Consider the following 17903-nt stretch of genomic DNA (forward strand, 5'->3'; position numbering starts at 1 on the left):
ACTTATAATATCACTTGCGGATCTACGTCAACGCTGATCTGCACAGGCGGTTGACCCTGCGGTCCCGAAATCATGCTGATCGCCTGTTTCAACAAGTCGATGGCCCCAACGTTTCCACGATATTTTATCATACATTGAAAACGATAGCGATCTTTCATACGCGGAATGGGAGACGCAACAGGCCCTAAAATATCGATAAAACGACTGCCATCACTGTCGATCCAGCCTTTCAAACCGGATTCATAAGCCAGCTGTCGAAGTGTGGATGCCAGCTTATCGCCTGCCGTAATAAGCAGAGTCAACTGCTCATCGGATAAGGTCACAACAATGAGCCTGCAAAATGGCGGATAGGACATGAAACGACGATGCTTCAGCTCCTCTTGCACAAATGAGGCATAATCATGATGCTGTGCCGAAACGATCGCGTAATGCTCCGGATTGTAGGTTTGCACGATAACTTCACCAAGCAGCTCATGCCGCCCGGCCCGACCCGCAACCTGCGTAAGCAGTTGGAACGTCTTCTCCGCTGCCCGGAAATCAGGCAAATGCAGCGATGTATCCGCAGCAATGACGCCTACTAACGTAACGTATGGAAAATCAAGCCCTTTCGCTACCATTTGAGTACCGAGCAGCACGTCTGCCTTGCGTTCGCCGAACATCGTAAGCCACTTCTCATGCGAGCCTTTCTCGGTTGTCGTATCGACGTCCATCCGAATGACGCGAATGCCCGGAAACAGCTTAGCCAGTTCTTCTTCAACCCGCTGGGTACCTGTTCCGAAGAAACGGATATGCTCGCTTTCGCAAGTCGGGCATTTCTCAGGTGCCTGCTCGGCATGACCGCAATAGTGACAGCGCATGACACGCGATTTCTGATGAAAGGTCAGTGAGATATCGCAGTGCGGACATTGCGCCGTGTATCCGCATGAGCGGCACATGACAAATGTCGAATAGCCGCGCCGGTTCAGCAGCAGTACCGACTGCTCGCCTTTCTCCAAGCGATCAAGCAGCGCCTCGTGAAGCTGCCGGCTGAACATGGAGCGATTGCCTGCTTTGAGCTCATCACGCATATCGATCAGATGAACCTTGGGCATCGGACGATTGCCGACCCGGTGCGGCATAGGCAGGAGCGCAGCTCCTCCTGACGATTTAGTGTCTGTATCTGAAGAAGTAGAAGAAGTCGATGAAAGAATTCTTGTTGCAGCAGCGAAGCTTTCCAAAGATGGTGTAGCTGAACCCAAGACGACCGCAGCGCCGTGCTGTCTGGCTCGTGTCACCGCAACATCTCGCGCATGATACTTCGGACTCTCCTCTTGCTTGTAGGAAGACTCATGTTCTTCATCGATGATAATTAAGCCTACACGTTGGAATGGTGCAAAAACAGCCGATCTCGCCCCGACTGCAACCTGGGCTCGACCTTCCCGGATTTTCCGCCATTCATCGTAACGTTCACCGTTAGATAGGCGGCTATGTAAGACAGCAACTGAATCGCCGAAACGTCCTTTAAATCGCTCTACCATCTGTGGCGTGAGAGCTATCTCCGGTACGAGCACGATCGCCTGTCGTTCGTATTGTAAACAACGCTCGATCGTTTGCAAGTAAACTTCCGTTTTCCCGCTGCCCGTTACACCATGTAGGAGAAAAACGCGAGAGGACTCCGAATCCAGTGCTTCCGCGATTTCTTCATAAACAGCCTGCTGGCCTTCCGTTAACGGAAGCGGTTCTGTTCGCTTGAAATGACGTCCTGCGTAAGGATCACGCTGCTGCTCTACCTCGCGGAGAGTAATAAAGCCTTTATCTGCAACTGCGCGAATTGTGCTGGACGTCGTCGACAATGTCTCCATAAGCGCCGTCATCGTTATCGGCTCACGAGTTTCGAGCATATAGCGAAGCACCTCTTGCTGCTTAGCAGCGCGTGCGGAGTAATTCATTAGCGCTTCTTGGGCCAATGCTTCATTATCGGGCGGATATACCGTCAACACTTTGCGAACGGACAACCGATCCTTAATCGAAACTTGCTCCGTCAAAATTCCAAACTTGACAGCCTGCTTGATTGCGGCTGCATCATCCGGAAACCGTTCCTGCAAAGCTGCCATTCGTACCGGACCGCCGCTTGCACGAATAAATGTCAGCCAAGGTGCTTCAGCATCACCGTCCTGCAGCCAAGAATTCTCCTGTTCTTCCTCTGAAATCGTCACGACGGAATCCGCTTTTCCTTTGAGTGCCGCAGGAATCATCACTTGAAGCGCTGTTGTAAGCGCGCAGAAATACTTTTCACTAATCCACTGCGCCAGCTCGACTAAGTCAGGAGATAAAGGCGGTATATGATCCAAGAGCTCCGCTATCGGCTTCAGCTTGTTTACGTCCACATCCGCATAATCAGCGAGTCCAATGACGAAGCCCTGTAATACACGGCCCCCGAATGGAACGCCAACTCGGCTGCCGACCTCTACCCACCCCAGCAGTCCGGCTGGAATTGTATAGTCAAAAGGCCGATCCGTCGCGCGGCTCGGCACATCTACGATGACTTTGGCAATCATTCAGCGGCCCCCTTGGCCGCTGCTGCCTTCGCTTTCATCCGCTCTGTGATGATGCTCATTAAGCGATCTGCCACTTCACGTTTGCGAAGCATAGGCATCGCTTCCACAAGTCCTTCCTCGCCGAACAGCTGCACAATATTCGTATCGCCATTAAAGCCTGCGCCCTCTTGGGAGACATCGTTAGCTACGATGAGATCGCAATTCTTGCGAACCAGTTTGTCCATCGCATAGTGCGCCACTTGATCGGTTTCGGCAGCGAAGCCAACCAGGTATTGATGTTTCTTCTTCTCGCCTAGTGTCTTCAGGATGTCCGTCGTCCGTTCCAGCTCGATGATAAGCTTCTCTTCTTTTTTCTTGATTTTGTGATTCGCCATTACAACCGGCCGATAATCGGCTACTGCCGCTGCTTTAATCACCAGATCTGCCGTTTCATATCGCTCCAGAACGGCCTGCAGCATGTGCTCCGCCGATTCGACCTGGACGATGTTCACGCCTTGCACAGGCTCTGCGCTTGTTCGAGCAGCGATTAAGGTGACATTCGCACCACGATTCGCTGCTGCTTCCGCAAGGGCAAAGCCCATTTTGCCGGAAGAATCATTGGTTAGGAAGCGTACCGGATCCAGTCGTTCCACGGTCCCGCCCGCTGTAACGATTACATGTTTACCAGCTAAATCTTGGCTCTGTGCAAACCATTGCTTCACAGCCTGTACGATATCTTCCGGCTCCGCCAGACGCCCTTTGCCGACATACCCGCATGCGAGCAATCCGGTTCCCGGCTCCACGAAGCGTGCTCCGCGTTCCGCGAGCAGCTCCATGTTATGCGCTACCGCAGGATGATCATACATATGGACGTTCATAGCAGGAGCGAGAAGAATCGGCGCGGTCACTGCCAGAAGCGTCGTAGTCAGCATGTCATCACCGATGCCATGCGCCATTTTCGCTAATAGGTTGGCTGTAGCCGGAGCGATCACAACCAAATCCGCACTGTCTGCCACGTTGATATGCGCAACGACCGAAGGATCGAATTCGTCAAACGTATCGGTGTAAACGGTATGGCGCGACAATGTTTGCAGCGTAAGCGGCGTTATAAATTTCGTTGCCGACTCCGTCATGATGACACGCACATTCGCACCTGCTTGCACCAATCTGCTGCACACGGTCGCTGCTTTATAAGCCGCGATTCCGCCGGAAATGCCAAGTACTATGGTTTTCCCTTTCAGCATCTGTGATCACTCCTCTTACGCTGTAGCATCATGAATCTCATGGATTTCCTAAAAAAATAACAACCGCAAGGGTTGTTATCGTTGTGCTTCATAAATTTCTTAGTCCTTCTTGTTCAGTGTGCTCTCTACTACAAGAATATCTTGGTAGATTTCTTCGAGGGCAATACCGACGTACTTATGGGACCTTGGTGAACGAATTTCTGTTTTGCTTCCGTCACGAAGCATTCTTGCACGACGTGATGCTGCGACAACCAAGGAATACTTGCTGTCGACTTTCTTCATCATTTCATCAATAGATGGATATAACAACGTTCCTTCACCTCACTCATGCTAGGCTTTCTCGGAAGCTTCTTTCACTTCCTCAAGCTCTGCGATAAATCGGTCACGACGGCAATGCTCTGCTACGATGATACTCTGTATGCGATGACACGCAGCGTCAATCTGATCATTCACGACTGCATAATCGTAATAAGAAATAAGATTCATTTCTTCCACTGCTACGGACATGCGATGGTCGATAATATCGGCATTCTCCGTTCCGCGTCCGGTAATGCGCTGTTTCAGCACATCGAGAGAAGGCGGCACCAAGAAAATAAAGACACCTTGTGGAAACTTCTCTTTCACTTTCAACGCGCCTTGCACTTCAATTTCAAGAATGATATCTTTGCCCGAAGCAAGTGTACGCTCAACGAAATCACGCGGCGTGCCGTAGTAATTACCGACATATTCCGCATACTCCAGAAGCGCATCCTTCGCGATCATATCTTGGAATTGTTCTTTGGATTTAAAAAAATAATTAATGCCGTCGATCTCACCTTGACGAGGTGAGCGTGTGGTTGCCGAAACGGAATAAATGAGGTCACCCTGCTTATGCCGAAGTTCGGAACAAACCGTTCCCTTGCCTACGCCCGATGGGCCGGATAATACAATTAACAATCCTCTGTTCATAATACTCCCCGTCACTATTCGTCGTGATCGTCATCCTTAGTCGACAGCCGATGAGCAACCGTCTCCGGTTGTACAGCCGAAAGAATAACGTGATCGCTGTCCGTAATAATAACAGCGCGTGTGCGTCGTCCATATGTAGCATCAATAAGCATATGACGGTCGCGTGCTTCTTGGATAATCCGCTTAATCGGTGCCGATTCTGGGCTTACAATCGAGATGATACGATTGGCGGAAACGATATTTCCGAAACCGATATTAATGAGCTTAATGGCCATGTTCTGTTCCCCTCCGGTATCTCCCGTGCATGATCATGCAATTAAACACGATGTATAGATAAGCGCAAGAATGATGGAGTCGAATCTTCTGCCGGAACCTTCGAGCTGATGACAGAATATTGCATTATTCTTGACGAAAAATGTCCGGAGCATACGTTCGGCCATACGATTGCTTACAAGATTTGAAGCGATAGTCAGGTCCCCTATTCTATCGCATCCGAAGCGGCATGGCAAGTGCATCCAATGACTATTCTAATTCATTTTTGCAAGACGAACAAGTGTTATCCCGCATACGGTATGAAATAAACAGAAAAAACGGGCTTAACCCGTTTTTTCACTCGTTTTTTTCCAGACATAATCTGTAAGTTGCACCGTCATTTCGTAGAACATAAACGGTGTGATCAGATAAATGCCCTTGAAGTACTCCAACGCTGTATCCAGTAATTCTTCGGCAATGCGTACGCCTTCCGCGCGTCCTACTTCGCCTTCCAAGCCGGCCATTCGTCTGCGAACGTCATCCGACAGCTGAATACCGGGTACCTCGTTATGCAAATATTCGGCGTTACGACCGCTTGCGAGCGGCATGATGCCAATGAAGATCGGAACAGACAAATGCATCGTCGCTTCCGCGATGCGTACGATCAATTCTTTATCATAAACCGGCTGCGTCATAATGTAATCTGCACCGGAATCTATTTTCTTCTCTAGACGTGCAATCGCCTTGTCCAAATATTTGACATTCGGGTTAAAGGCAGCACCTGTTATGAAATTCGCTTTCTGCTTGAGCGGTTTGCCCGAGAAGGCGATACCTTCATTAAGCTGCTTGATCATACGGATCATTTCGAATGAGGTCAGATCGTAAACGGAACTGGAATCCGGCAAATCTCCGAAACGAGCCGGGTCACCGGTCACGGCAAGAACATGATCGATGCCTAGCGCATCAAGACCCATCATATGTGACTGTGTGCCAATCAAGTTGCGATCACGGCAAGCAATGTGCACGAGCGGGCGAATGCCGACCTGATGCTGAACGAGCGATGCTAGCGCAATGTTGCTCATACGTGTGACTGCAAGTGAATTATCCGCCATTGTCACGGCATCTGCTTTAATCTCCTTGAGTGCTTTAGCGCCATCCATAAATTTCTGAATGTTTAAATCCCGCGGCGGATCAAGCTCAACGATTACCGTGTGGCGTTCTTTGACCAAATCTACAATGGTTGGTTCCGCTTGATTGTTGCTGCTATCTGCTCTCTCTGATTGCTGCTTAGGTTGCAAGACGATAAGTTCCTGCTGAACAGGCAGAAGCAGAGCATCCTGCTGTGCCGTTTGCGGCGAGTACCCTTCCAGCGACTTTGCGATGGCCGCGATATGCTCTGGTGTTGTTCCGCAGCAGCCGCCAATAATCCGAGCACCTCGATCAGCGAATTTCCGGGCCGATTGTGCAAAATACTCCGGCGTCGCCGAGAACATATATTTGCCGTCCACATAATCCGGGATTCCCGCATTCGGAAAAACAGAGAGCGGCAATACAATGTCGCCGACGATCGAATCGATCGCACGCATAATGCCATTCGGGCCGCTCCTGCAGTTGAAGCCTACAACGTCTGCACCTTCTTGTTTCAGGTTGTTGAACGCGACTGCAAGGGGATGACCGTCTTGCGTTACCGCTTCCTTCTCAACCGCAAACTGGCAAATGACCGGAACGTCCGAGAGCTTGCGAGCGATTCGCAGCGCCAGCAATGCTTCTTCCAGATCATAGAACGTCTCCAGCAAAATGCCGTCGACCCCAGCGTTGAGAAGCGCATTCATCTGCTGATGAAACAGCTGCTCCAGCTGCGTTGTTGCGATGTTCTTGCGTTTGCCTGCACGGATCGAACCTACTGCTCCGACTACATAAGCATCGCTGCCCACTGCGCCTCTTGCAATTTGAACACCAGCGCGATTGATTGCCTCAACTTCGTTATCTAGTCCATAATTCGAAAGGCTTGCCAGGTTCGCCGAGAATGTATTTGTCTCGATGATCCGTGCTCCCGCTTCATAATAACGTCGGTGCACATCTGCGATGACCTCTGGACGCAATACATTAAATTCTTCGTATGAAACGCCGACAGGGAACCCCATCCCATATAGGTAGGTTCCCATCGCGCCGTCCCCGGTCAAGATCCGCGCCTCAAGCGCTTCCCGTAAATCCGGTTTCATGTTCAAAACTCCTTCATTTAAATCCTTAGACTGTACCGCGGAATACTTCTGCTGCAGGTCCTGTCATATAGACATGATTGTTCTCTTCGTTCCATTCAATCAACAGGTCTCCGCCTTTCAGCGATACCGTTGCTGTGCGGTCGGTGTACCCATTCAAGACGGACGCGACCACTGTTGCGCAAGCCCCAGTTCCACATGCCAGAGTCGGTCCTGCGCCGCGCTCCCATACACGCATATCCGTGAAGTCTTTCGAGCGAACCGTTACGAATTCTACATTGATTTTGCGCGGGAACATTGGATGTACTTCAAGTTTCGGTCCCCATGCCGCAAGATCAAAGTTCACTGCATCGTCCACATAAATGACACAGTGCGGATTGCCCATCGATACGGCTGTGAATTTGAACTCGCGTCCATCCACTTCGATCGATTGGTTGATAACCGGATTGGCATCGATCGTTGTTGGCACTTTCAAGCCTTCGAGGATCGGTTGACCCATGTTGACTCGCACCAGCACCGCTTTGCCATTCTCGACTGTCAATTGCACTTCTTGCACACCTGCACCCAGTGTTTCAATTGTCAGCGTTTCTTTATCTGTTAAGCCGTTATCGAATACATATTTCGCTACGCAGCGGATTGCATTGCCGCATTGCTCTGCTTCAGAGCCGTCGGAGTTCATGATACGCATCCGGAAATCGGCATTCTCTGAAGGTAAGATGTAGACTAGTCCGTCGGCGCCAATGCCGAAAAAGCGATTGCAAAGCTGTAAGGCGAGCTCAGCTGCGTTATCCGGTAATTTTGTTTCTCCTTCGACAACAATAAAGTCATTGCCTAGTCCATGCATCTTCGTAAAATTCATCTACTCGCACTCCCTTTTGTCCGATCGAAATCAATGATAGATAGGATTAAAATCAAATAACATTTGTCTGTTCCATTATAATTTATTTAGTGTACCTTAATCTTTGCATTATTGCATCACTTTGTTGTACTAACCGGACATCCCCCTAAATCCCCCTTGGAAAGGGGGACCCCGAGGACTCCCGCCCTCTGGACACCCGGAATGGATAACGTCTGTGCAGCAGAGAAGCGCTCCCGGGTTTCATCCGTGCTCGTCCTCGCTTTCGTCCCATTCGGGACACGCCTTTACTTATGGTGCTTGTGATTTACCTGGTGTCCCTCCGGGACCATCGTAACGTGGTCCGCCTTAGAGGCGCAATAGATCCGGTGCGTGCTAGGATCGCTTTCGTCCCGTTCGGGACACGCTTTACTGTTGGAGCGCGGAAGGGCCGAGGGGATGGATTGCCAGTGGGCTGCTTCGCATCCCAGGCAATCTTGGGGCCGCCTGTTTCCTGGCGGAGAAGTTGGTTTGGATGGATTGCCGGTTGGCCTCTACGCGGCCTGGCAATCTTGGGGCCGCCTGTTCCTTGGCGGAGAAGTTGGTTTGGATGGATTGCCGGTCGGCCTCTACGCGGCCTGGCAATCTAGATCCCGCCCGCTTACTGGCGGGTTGCCCGCGGCAAAATAAAGAAGGAGTCGCTATTTTAGCGACTCCTTCATCAACTCCAACCACCACAGCCATTGAGCTCCAAGAATGCAAACTAATCAAACCTCTTCCACCACACACCGGTCCATTCTTCGACCAGCGGGCTGTTGCTTGCTTGCACTTGTGCGCTGAGCCATTCTCCAAAGAAGAAGTCGGTGATGGCGACGGCGTCGGCGACGGTTTCGAATTGATAATCGGTACGGATGGCTTCGTGTTCGAAGCCGTATTCTTGTTCGAGAGCTGCGTAATAGTCCGTTAAGAAATCCGGCGGGTTCGGGACTGATGATCCCGTGCCGAAGTTTTCGAAGATGATTATTGTACCGCCGGGCTTCAATACTCTTCGGATTTCATCCATGATCACGGATAGGTTCGTTCTCCAGCCTTCAACGTTGCTGCTGGTGGCATAACAGATGGTCCAGCCAGCCGTTACAAGGTCGACACTATTATCCGCTAGAGGTAATTGATCATGACGAGCGACTTCGGTTTTCCAATTCGATCGTCCAAGGGCAGACAACTTATGCGATGCGAACTCCAACATAGCGCCTGAGGCGTCGGTTGCGGTAATGGATGCGACAATCGGGGCGAGCATCGTTGTTAATCTGCCTGTCCCGGCACCGATATCGAGTGCGGCGGCTTCCGTTAAATGGGGTACGATTCGCTTGATGGTTTGCAGCAAATGATGATTTACATCCTCGAACGAGACAAGCTGGTCATAGCGCTCTACTTCTCTCTGATAAATTTGATCATGGTCTGGCATTCGTTTCCCTCCTCTATTTGCTTTCCACGCTAGCTTAAGGGCTGACGCAGGGTGAAGGTCAACTCAATGTTTTCGGACCCCATAGACCACGTGAATCCATGGATTTACAGCTTGTGACACTGTGATATAGTCACGGTTTCTGAACCATTCAAGAAGTACCTGCCGATCTGTTGGATGCTTCGTTGTATCGGGTCTCATTTCATGCGCACCATCATTCATAAGGCCTGCTATACAAATCCTGCCGCCAGGCGCGAGCACCCGATCCATTTGATCCAGCGCCAGCAGCTGCTGCTGACTATTTAGATGATGAAGGGCAAAGGCCGAAACCACGAATGCAAATTGCTTGTCCATAAACGGAAGTGCAAGTGCATTCCCAAGTTTAGCGGTCATCTCCGGAAACTTTGCCCTGCACTTCGCCAGCATTTCTTTGGATTGATCCAATGCCGACATTGCTGCTCCAAGCGCCAGCAGTTTGCCTGCTAGATTGCCTGTCCCCGTTCCGATATCGAGCCCCTGTTCGCCTGTCTTCGGCGATACCCACTGAGCAATGAAATCAAGCGCCGTTTCATATTCCGCTTGGGACAATACATTACCTGTCGACAACATAGCTTCGGAGCGATCGTATACGGCTGCCAGTCGATCGAAGTCCCACGTGTCCAGCCAAGAAGATTGGCTGTGTTGGATCCCCTTCAACTCACCTGTTAATTGAAACAAATCGTCCACGTCCAGCTTTTGCTTCATCTCGCACCTTGCAATCAGCTCATCGAGCATGCCAATCGCATATTTCCACTCCACCCACTTTGCTGTAAGTGCCATTCTCTGCAATTCGAGATAGTGGTGAACCGTCACGGAATCACCTTGATCCAGCTTCGTTACCAGCTCCTTAATCTGTTCAATACTAAGCCCCAGCTCACGCAGAGACGAGATCGTTTGCAATCGCCAAGCTTCGCTTTCTGTATAATAGCGGTATCCGTTCTCTTGACCGCGCTCCGGCTTCAGAAGCCCTTTCGATTCATACAGTCGTATGGCGCGCGGCGTTATATTAAGCTGTTTAGCTAAGTCGTTGATCTTCATGTTCCGCCTCCTGCTCCAAGTATAAACCATAACCCAAGGTCAAGGTTAAGCACAAAAAAGAACCGACGGAACATCCGCCGGCTCTCACGCTATTATCTGGTTACTGATTTCGGCCCGCTAAGCGGCCAATTTGATTTTTTCTTCTTCTCGGTTGTGCCGAGTACGCTGCCGATTCCCATCATGAAAGTAGGAATACCTGCTGCCACTAGGACGAGGCACCAATCGCGTAAGCCGAGTGGAACGGTCTTGAAGATCGGCTGCAGTGCTTCAATATAAAGCACGCCGAGCATGAGCAGTACGGACGACAGCACCGCAAACAGCAAGTATTTATTTTGCAAAATATTCCGGTGAAAGATCGAGCGGGAGCTGCGGCAGTCAAATACATGAATGAGTTGTGCCATAACGAGTGTGGCAAAAGCTACTGTTTGTGCATGGATGAGATTATTCGGATCGTTAGGCGCTGTTCGGAGAGTCACCCAGAAGGCTGCCAGCGTACAAACGCCAATCAATATACCTCGACTAATAATTTTCCAGCCCAGTCTGCGTGCAAATATGCTTTCCTTAGCCGAACGCGGTTTCTGCTGCATGAGATCCTTCTCGGCTTGATCGACGCCAAGGGCCATCGCCGGCAATCCGTCTGTAACCAGATTGACCCAGAGAATTTGAATCGGCACGAGCGGAAGCGGCAGACCAGCCATCATGGCCAAGAACATCGTCAAAATCTCGCCTACGTTGGAAGCCAGCAAATAGCGGATGAATTTGCGGATATTCTCGTAGATGCTGCGACCTTCTTCGATCGCTGCCACGATGCTGCTGAAATTATCATCGCTTAGAACAAGCGACGACGCTTCCTTCGAAACATCGGTTCCGGTGATGCCCATCGCAATTCCGATATCCGCCGCTTTAATGGCAGGCGCATCATTGACGCCATCACCTGTCATGGCAACGACATGGCCCTTGCGCTGCAGCGCTTTTACAATACGCAGCTTATGCTCCGGTGACACCCTTGCATAGACATAAATGTTGTCGATTAGACGATCCAGCTGCTCTTCGTTCATCCCGTTCAATTGCTGGCCGCTGATCGCCAGACCGCCTCTTGGCATAATGCCTAGCTGACCGGCAATCGCTTCTGCCGTAAGCTGATGATCGCCCGTGATCATCACGGTCTTGATACCGGCACGGCGGCAGTTTGCAATCGATTCACGAACTTCGCGGCGCGGCGGATCGATCATACCCGAGAGACCGACAAAGATCAGCTGGTTCTCTACATCTGCTTCATCTTCTGCCGCATCATGCGATCGCAAATCCCGGTATGCGAAGCCTAAGACCCGCAGCGCGGATTGCGCCATGTCTTCGCCGGCATTGTTTACTTTTTGCTTCAAGGTTGCTGTAAACGGAACGACTTTGCCGTCCCATAGAATATAAGAGCATTGCTCCATTAGAACGTCTGGCGCCCCTTTGGTGCAGACAAGGCGGCCGCCTTGGTGGCTGACGAGCACGGACATCCGTTTCCGCTCAGAATCAAACGGAAATTCTTTTACCCGCTGATACAGTCCTTCAAGCGACTTGGACGATACCCCGAGCTTCGCTGCAAGGACGGTCAACGCCCCTTCTGTCGGGTCGCCTTTAAGCACCCATTCGTCCTGGACGATTGTTGTTTTGGACTTCTTGCGTTTCGCCTCCTGCTCATCATCGATACGAGTAACAGTAGCGTTGTTGCACAAGGCCGCAATTTGCAACAGTCTGCGCAGCGACTGATGCTGCTTCAGATCGACTGCTTTACCGCCTTCGAAGCAGGAACCCGTCGGCTCATAGCCATCTCCCGTTACATCCATCCCCTGACCGCCGATCCAAAGCTTCGTAACGGTCATTTTGTTCTGTGTGAGCGTTCCTGTCTTGTCCGAACAAATGACGGACGCGCAGCCGAGTGTTTCAACGGAAGGCAGCTTTCGCACAATGGCGCGGCGTTTGATCATTCGCTGAACACCGAGTGCGAGTGCAATGGTCACGATTGCCGGCAGTCCTTCCGGAATGGCAGCGACAGCCAAACTGACCCCAGCAAGGAACATCTCATATGCAGGTTGTCCGTGTAAGATACCTGCAACGACCACCATGACAGTTAACGCGAGTGCAACTACGATGAGGATTTTACCAAGCTGCTCAAGACGATGCTGAAGCGGAGTTTCCATGGTCTCGGTCTGCTGAATTAGATTTGCGATTTTGCCCATTTCAGTGCTCATGCCGGTTCGTACTACAATCCCTTTTGCCGTGCCGCGGGTAATCATCGTTCCCATAAATCCTATGTTGCGCATGTCTCCGAGTGGAAGCTCTTCTGCTTTAATCGCAATGCAGTGCTTGTTGACCGGAACAGATTCTCCTGTCAGGGCAGACTCCTCCGCATAACAGCTGTTCGCCTCGATAAAGCGAATGTCAGCAGGAATACGATCTCCGCTTTCAAGCTCGATAAGGTCTCCCGGTACCAATTCGCTTGCAGGCACGACAACAGACTCGCCTCCACGCAGCGTCTTCGCCAGCGGTGCGGATAACGCCTTTAGTGCGCGAAGGGACTTCTCTGCTCGGAATTCCTGCACAAACCCAAGTATCGCATTGATGACAATGATGGCCACGATCGTAATGGCATCCAAATATTCGCCGAGCAAACCGGAAATCAATGTTGCCCCCATGAGCACAAGCACCATAAAATCTTTGAACTGACCGAGGAACAGCATAATCGGAGGAACCTTCTTCCCCTCCGTCAGCTCATTTCGACCGACTTCACGCAAACGTTCTGCTGCTACACTTGGTGCAAGACCGGTATCCAAAGAAGCTTGAAGCGCCTCAGCAAGCTCGCTTGTTTCCAGTTGGTGCCACTTACCTTGTTCCATGCCCCGCCCTCCCTCCTGTTACTTGCCGCCTGACGGACAGCCTATATGGCCTAAATGTATTCGGACAAACTGCAAAATATCCCAGCTTGGGACTTAAGTTTTTGTCGCGAATATGGCATGATAGTGAAATGAAACAGAAACAAAGGGGATAAAGAGCATCATGGCATTAGATGGAATCGTTACTCGCGCCGTCACGCATGACCTGCAAACCTTAATCGGTGCGCGCATTTATAAAATACATCAGCCCACTTCACATGACCTTGTCCTGCAAATTCGAGGGAATGGTGCGCAGGGCAAACTGCTGCTATCGGCAAACCCTACCTATCCGCGTGTCCACTGGACCGAGCAGTCGTTCATCAATCCGATGGAAGCGCCGATGTTCTGTATGCTGCTTCGCAAATATTGCGAAGGCGGCGTTATCGAAGCGGTCCGTCAGGTCGGAAACGAGCGAATTATCCATCTCGATATCCGTCAGCGGGACGAGCTTGGCGACATGTTCTACAAACGGATCGTAATCGAGCTGATGGGTCGTCACAGCAATATCATTCTGCTGGATGTCGCGTCAGAGACGATTCACGACGGTATCCATCATGTCACGCCTGCTATCAGCAGCTTCCGTGTCATAATGCCTGGCACTACTTATGTAGCGCCTCCCGAGCAAGGGAAGGATGATCCGCTCTTCATTACAGATGCCGAACGCTTCACCCAAGCGCTCGTTGCCGCGGCAGATACACTGCTTCACCCGCCGGTTCCGGACGAGGACAGCATCCACTTCGGTACAGCGCCCAAACCGATTCCTCCCAGCTCGCTTACACCGGACAAACTGCTGGTCGCTGCATTTAGCGGGATAAGCCCGCTGCTTGCGAAAGAGCTTGTCTATCGTGCGTCGAACAACAGCGCGGATCGTGTCAATGATCCAAGTGAAGATGTGAATCTTACGGCGCAGCAGCTCTGGCCGTCATTCCGCGATATGATGCAGCAATTCGCTGAGCATCGTTATGAGTCTCAGCTCGTCACGTTGTCAGGCAATGGCAAAGCTTCCTTCTCCGTCACCGCGCTTTCTCACCTAGCTGGTGAAGTGACGAGATTTCCAAGCATAAGCGCCTGCCTGGAAGCCTACTATGGCGATAAAGCACTGCGAGATACGGTAAAGCAGCGCGTTTCGGATCTCATCCGATTCCTTCAGAATGAGCGCAACAAGAATGAGAAGAAGCTGGAGAAGCTGGAGGAAACGTTGAAAGAAGCAGGTGAAGCGGATCAGCTCCGCATTCTTGGCGAGCTGCTGACGACGAATTTGCATACCTTAAAGCGTGGAGACAGTTTCGTAGAAACGATCAACTATTACGATGAAGAGCAGCCCGTGATCCGCATTCAGCTTGATCCACAGCTCTCGCCCTCTCAGAATGCACAGCGGTATTTCAAGAAATATACAAAGTCTCGAAACAGTCTCACGATTGTTGCCGAACAGATGCAGCGCACACACGAGGAAATTCAATATTTGGCTTCGCTGCTTCAGCAGCTCGAAAGTGCTTCGTTGTCAGATATCGACGAAATTCGCGACGAACTTGCCGAGCAAGGCTATATGCGCGCTCGCGAGAAACGCGGCGCGAAGAAGAAGAAACCGAAGCAGCCTGCTCTGCTATGCTATACATCATCCGAAGGTGTAGCCATCTATGTGGGTAAGAACAACACACAGAATGACTTCTTGACCAACAAGACCGCCGCCCCGAATGATACTTGGCTGCATACCAAGGATATTCCCGGTTCGCATGTTGTCATTCGAGGGACTGGCTTCAATAATCAAACACTTGAAGAAGCCGCCATGCTTGCCGCTCACTTCAGCCAAGCTAAATCTTCAAGCTCAGTACCTGTAGATTACACGCTGATTCGCCATGTGAAGAAGCCAAGCGGAGCCAAACCAGGCTACGTGATCTACGATCATCAGAAAACGTTGTTCATCACTCCTGATGAACAACGCTTGAAAGACCTGCCTTCTCAAATCAAGGCTTAGGATGGCCGAGCCAATACAAAAAGGGGTTATCTCACCTGCCGCAATTTCGCCGGCATGGCTCAGATAACCCCTTTTCTTTATTCCCTGCCAATTCCGCTCGTCATGACAACTTCACGGATATATTGGCTGCAAAAGCATGATTTGCAGTCGTACAATTCGCCACGCTCGAACTTCTCTCCGAGCTCAAGCAGCGCAGGTTTGATGACTTGTGAAAGGAGCTGTTCCATGGAATGAAGGGCTTTAACCTGCTTATACACCTGCTCTGCGCCTCGCAAATCCACTTGCTCCAAATAATGCATGAGAACATCGACGGGTCCTTCTCGAAAAACCGCAGTATTCCCTCGGGCGGATTCGGTTTTCTCCTCCGTGCTGCTGCTCAGAAGCCTTTTCCACTCCGCAACCGCCATACCAATTGGTTTGCTTTCATCGACCCGGGACTTCAACCAACGAATGATTTCAATATCCTGCGCTGTATAACCGCGATAGCCATTAGGCATTCTCAGCGGACTCACCGCATCATATCGCTTCTCCCACTTCCTGATGAGCTGTGTAGACAGCCCTGTCAGCAAGGAGACTTCTTTGATTGTGTAAAGCCCGTCAATCATGGCATCTACCTCCGAGAAGGATTTAGTTGTGCCAGTACGTCCATCGGGGCAGTCTTGCTTCCCATTTCGCCATGAAATACAACGCCATGGCGTTCACCGTGAAAATCGGAACCTCCGGTAACGATCAGATTATACTGCGATGCCAGCTTAAGATATCGCTCTTCATCTTCGGCTGAGTGATCCGGATGATAGACCTCGATCCCTTTTACCCCACGCTTGATGATGGACTCCACAAGCACGTCATTACCGTAAATACCGGGATGTGCGATAACACTTGTTCCACCTGCTTCATGAATCCACGCCAACGCTTCAAAAGGATGCAGCCTCGGCGGGTTGGCATAGGCTGCGCCATCTTCCCCGAGATACCGGTCGAAAGCTTCCTGCATGGAGCTGACATAAGCTTTAGCTACAAGAACGGCTGCTATATGAGGACGCCCGATTGAACCGTTGTCCTTTCCCTGCGCACGTGCCGCTTCCATTACTTCATCCATTGATAGGGTAAGACCGAGTTCACATAACTTAGCGATAATCATAACATTTCGCTGATCTCGGGTATCACCTAAGGCTGCTAATTTCATTTTCCATTCAGTCGTATCCCAGTTAATGTAATATCCCAGTATATGTATGTCGCGATCTTCTGCTACAGTACTGATTTCTACACCTGGCACAACCGTGATCCCGAGCCGTTCTCCCGCCTCCAGCGCCTCCGCCAGCCCTTCTACGGTGTCATGGTCGGTGATGGCGATCGCGCCAAGTCCACGGGTTTTGGCCATCTCAACATTGTCCGCCGGCCGCTGCAAGCCGTCGGAAGCCGTTGTATGCGTGTGCAAATCTGCTCGAAGGTTTGTTATAGCCATTGACGTAAATCTCTTTCTCTCAAGAAACTGAGGAAGGTTACAGCAGATATCGGCAGCAGCGCCGACTTCAAGAAGATCGAATAGAATTGCCGTTTAAACCGGACATCCCGAATCGGAATCGTCTTGATTAAACCAAGGGCAACCTCATGCTTGATCGAAGAGCTCGATACGAAGGAAATTCCGAGTCCGGCTTCTACAGCGGACTTTACAGCACCCGTACTGCCAAGCTCCATGACGATCTTCATCTCAGTTAGATTCATGTTCTTCACTCTGAGCTGCTCTTCCATGACTAGGCGAGTACCCGAGCCTTGCTCGCGGAGGACGAACGGGTAGCTCATCACTTCCTCTAATTCGACGATCTTCGCATCTGCGAGGGGGTGCGACTTGCCCACGATGAGCTGCAGTTCATCACTCATCACCGCTTCCATATGCATGTCCGGATGATTGACAGGCGCTTCAATCAAACCAAAATTCAGCTGGTGATTGACGATTTCTTCCATGATCTGCGCCGTGTTCATCACTTTCATGCTAATGGAGATGTGCGGGTATTCCTGTCCGAACGGCCCAAGCAGACGCGGCAAAATATATTCGCCAATCGTTAGACTTGCTCCGAGCTGAAGTCTGCCTTTGAGCTGCGTCGTAAATTTGGACATTTGGATGTCCGTATCGCGGATCAAATCAATGCTGCGCTGTGCGTATGGCATAAGTGCACGTCCGGCTTCCGTCAATTCAATTCGCTTCGTGGAACGTTGAAGCAGCTTGGTGCCGAAGTAGTCTTCCAGCGACTGAACCTGCATGGTTACGGCAGGTTGTGTCATATGCAGTGCCTGTGCTGCAGCGGAGAAGCTTCCACGCTCTGCAACCGTATAGAAAATATGGAGTTGATGAAAATTGAGCGCCATGAAGGGCATCCCTTCCTTTCTGTTACCAATCATTATACATCAAACTGCGGCGAAAACTCGCTCTCGAAATTAAAAAGCATGAGTGCGAAC

Annotated in this window: 14 protein-coding genes; 1 reads left to right on the forward strand and 13 read right to left on the reverse strand. The window is 50.8% G+C overall.

What is annotated here, in order from left to right:
- Positions 1-2: 2 nt before the first annotated feature.
- The 10 genes from priA to AC506A_RS08220 all read right to left on the reverse strand — a co-directional run bounded on the left by priA (position 3) and on the right by AC506A_RS08220 (position 13438).
- Positions 3-2537 (reverse strand): primosomal protein N', encoded by a 2535-nt coding sequence (gene priA / locus AC506A_RS08175; protein WP_495460455.1) that lies wholly within the window; start codon positions 2535-2537, stop codon positions 3-5.
- On the reverse strand, positions 2534-3760 hold the full coding sequence (gene coaBC, locus AC506A_RS08180; RefSeq protein ID WP_495460456.1) for a bifunctional phosphopantothenoylcysteine decarboxylase/phosphopantothenate--cysteine ligase CoaBC: 1227 nt from the start codon (positions 3758-3760) through the stop codon (positions 2534-2536). The genes priA and coaBC overlap by 4 nt, the downstream gene beginning before the upstream one ends.
- Before the next feature lie 99 nt (positions 3761-3859).
- A complete protein-coding gene (gene rpoZ, locus AC506A_RS08185; RefSeq protein ID WP_090978245.1) occupies positions 3860-4069 on the reverse strand; it encodes a DNA-directed RNA polymerase subunit omega in 210 nt (69 codons plus the stop codon).
- A gap of 21 nt (positions 4070-4090) precedes the next feature.
- On the reverse strand, positions 4091-4708 hold the full coding sequence (gene gmk, locus AC506A_RS08190; RefSeq protein ID WP_495460457.1) for a guanylate kinase: 618 nt from the start codon (positions 4706-4708) through the stop codon (positions 4091-4093).
- A 14-nt stretch (positions 4709-4722) separates the two neighbouring features.
- On the reverse strand, positions 4723-4983 hold the full coding sequence (remA, locus tag AC506A_RS08195; RefSeq protein WP_020615370.1) for an extracellular matrix/biofilm regulator RemA: 261 nt from the start codon (positions 4981-4983) through the stop codon (positions 4723-4725).
- 321 nt (positions 4984-5304) lie between these two features.
- On the reverse strand, positions 5305-7182 hold the full coding sequence (locus tag AC506A_RS08200) for a bifunctional homocysteine S-methyltransferase/methylenetetrahydrofolate reductase (protein ID WP_495460458.1): 1878 nt from the start codon (positions 7180-7182) through the stop codon (positions 5305-5307).
- A gap of 25 nt (positions 7183-7207) precedes the next feature.
- Positions 7208-8038 (reverse strand): diaminopimelate epimerase, encoded by an 831-nt coding sequence (gene dapF, locus AC506A_RS08205; protein WP_495460459.1) that lies wholly within the window; start codon positions 8036-8038, stop codon positions 7208-7210.
- A 739-nt stretch (positions 8039-8777) separates the two neighbouring features.
- Positions 8778-9479 (reverse strand): class I SAM-dependent methyltransferase, encoded by a 702-nt coding sequence (locus AC506A_RS08210; RefSeq protein WP_495460460.1) that lies wholly within the window; start codon positions 9477-9479, stop codon positions 8778-8780.
- Between the two features lie 63 nt (positions 9480-9542).
- Positions 9543-10553 carry a MerR family transcriptional regulator gene (locus AC506A_RS08215; RefSeq protein ID WP_495460461.1) on the reverse strand — a complete coding sequence of 337 codons (1011 nt, stop codon included), beginning with the start codon at positions 10551-10553 and terminating at the stop codon, positions 9543-9545.
- A 92-nt stretch (positions 10554-10645) separates the two neighbouring features.
- Complete coding sequence (locus tag AC506A_RS08220) at positions 10646-13438, reverse strand: calcium-translocating P-type ATPase, SERCA-type (protein WP_495460462.1); 2793 nt, start codon at positions 13436-13438, stop codon at positions 10646-10648.
- Positions 13439-13598: 160 nt separating this feature from the next.
- Between AC506A_RS08220 and AC506A_RS08225 the strand changes: the two genes are divergently transcribed.
- A complete protein-coding gene (locus tag AC506A_RS08225; protein ID WP_495460463.1) occupies positions 13599-15449 on the forward strand; it encodes an Rqc2 family fibronectin-binding protein in 1851 nt (616 codons plus the stop codon).
- Positions 15450-15526: 77 nt separating this feature from the next.
- Here the strand turns inward: AC506A_RS08225 and AC506A_RS08230 are convergent, their stop codons facing one another.
- From AC506A_RS08230 to AC506A_RS08240, 3 genes are read right to left on the reverse strand one after another with little or no spacing between them, the layout of a single operon-like run.
- Positions 15527-16054: a MerR family transcriptional regulator gene (locus AC506A_RS08230; protein ID WP_495460464.1), complete on the reverse strand. Its 528-nt coding sequence runs from the start codon at positions 16052-16054 to the stop codon at positions 15527-15529.
- Positions 16055-16059: 5 nt separating this feature from the next.
- On the reverse strand, positions 16060-16911 hold the full coding sequence (locus AC506A_RS08235) for a PHP domain-containing protein (protein WP_495460465.1): 852 nt from the start codon (positions 16909-16911) through the stop codon (positions 16060-16062).
- Positions 16902-17813, reverse strand: coding sequence for a selenium metabolism-associated LysR family transcriptional regulator (locus tag AC506A_RS08240; RefSeq protein ID WP_495460466.1), 912 nt, complete (start codon positions 17811-17813; stop codon positions 16902-16904). The genes AC506A_RS08235 and AC506A_RS08240 overlap by 10 nt, the downstream gene beginning before the upstream one ends.
- Positions 17814-17903: the final 90 nt, after the last annotated feature.

Source organism: Paenibacillus sp. N22P23 (assembly GCF_059383735.1).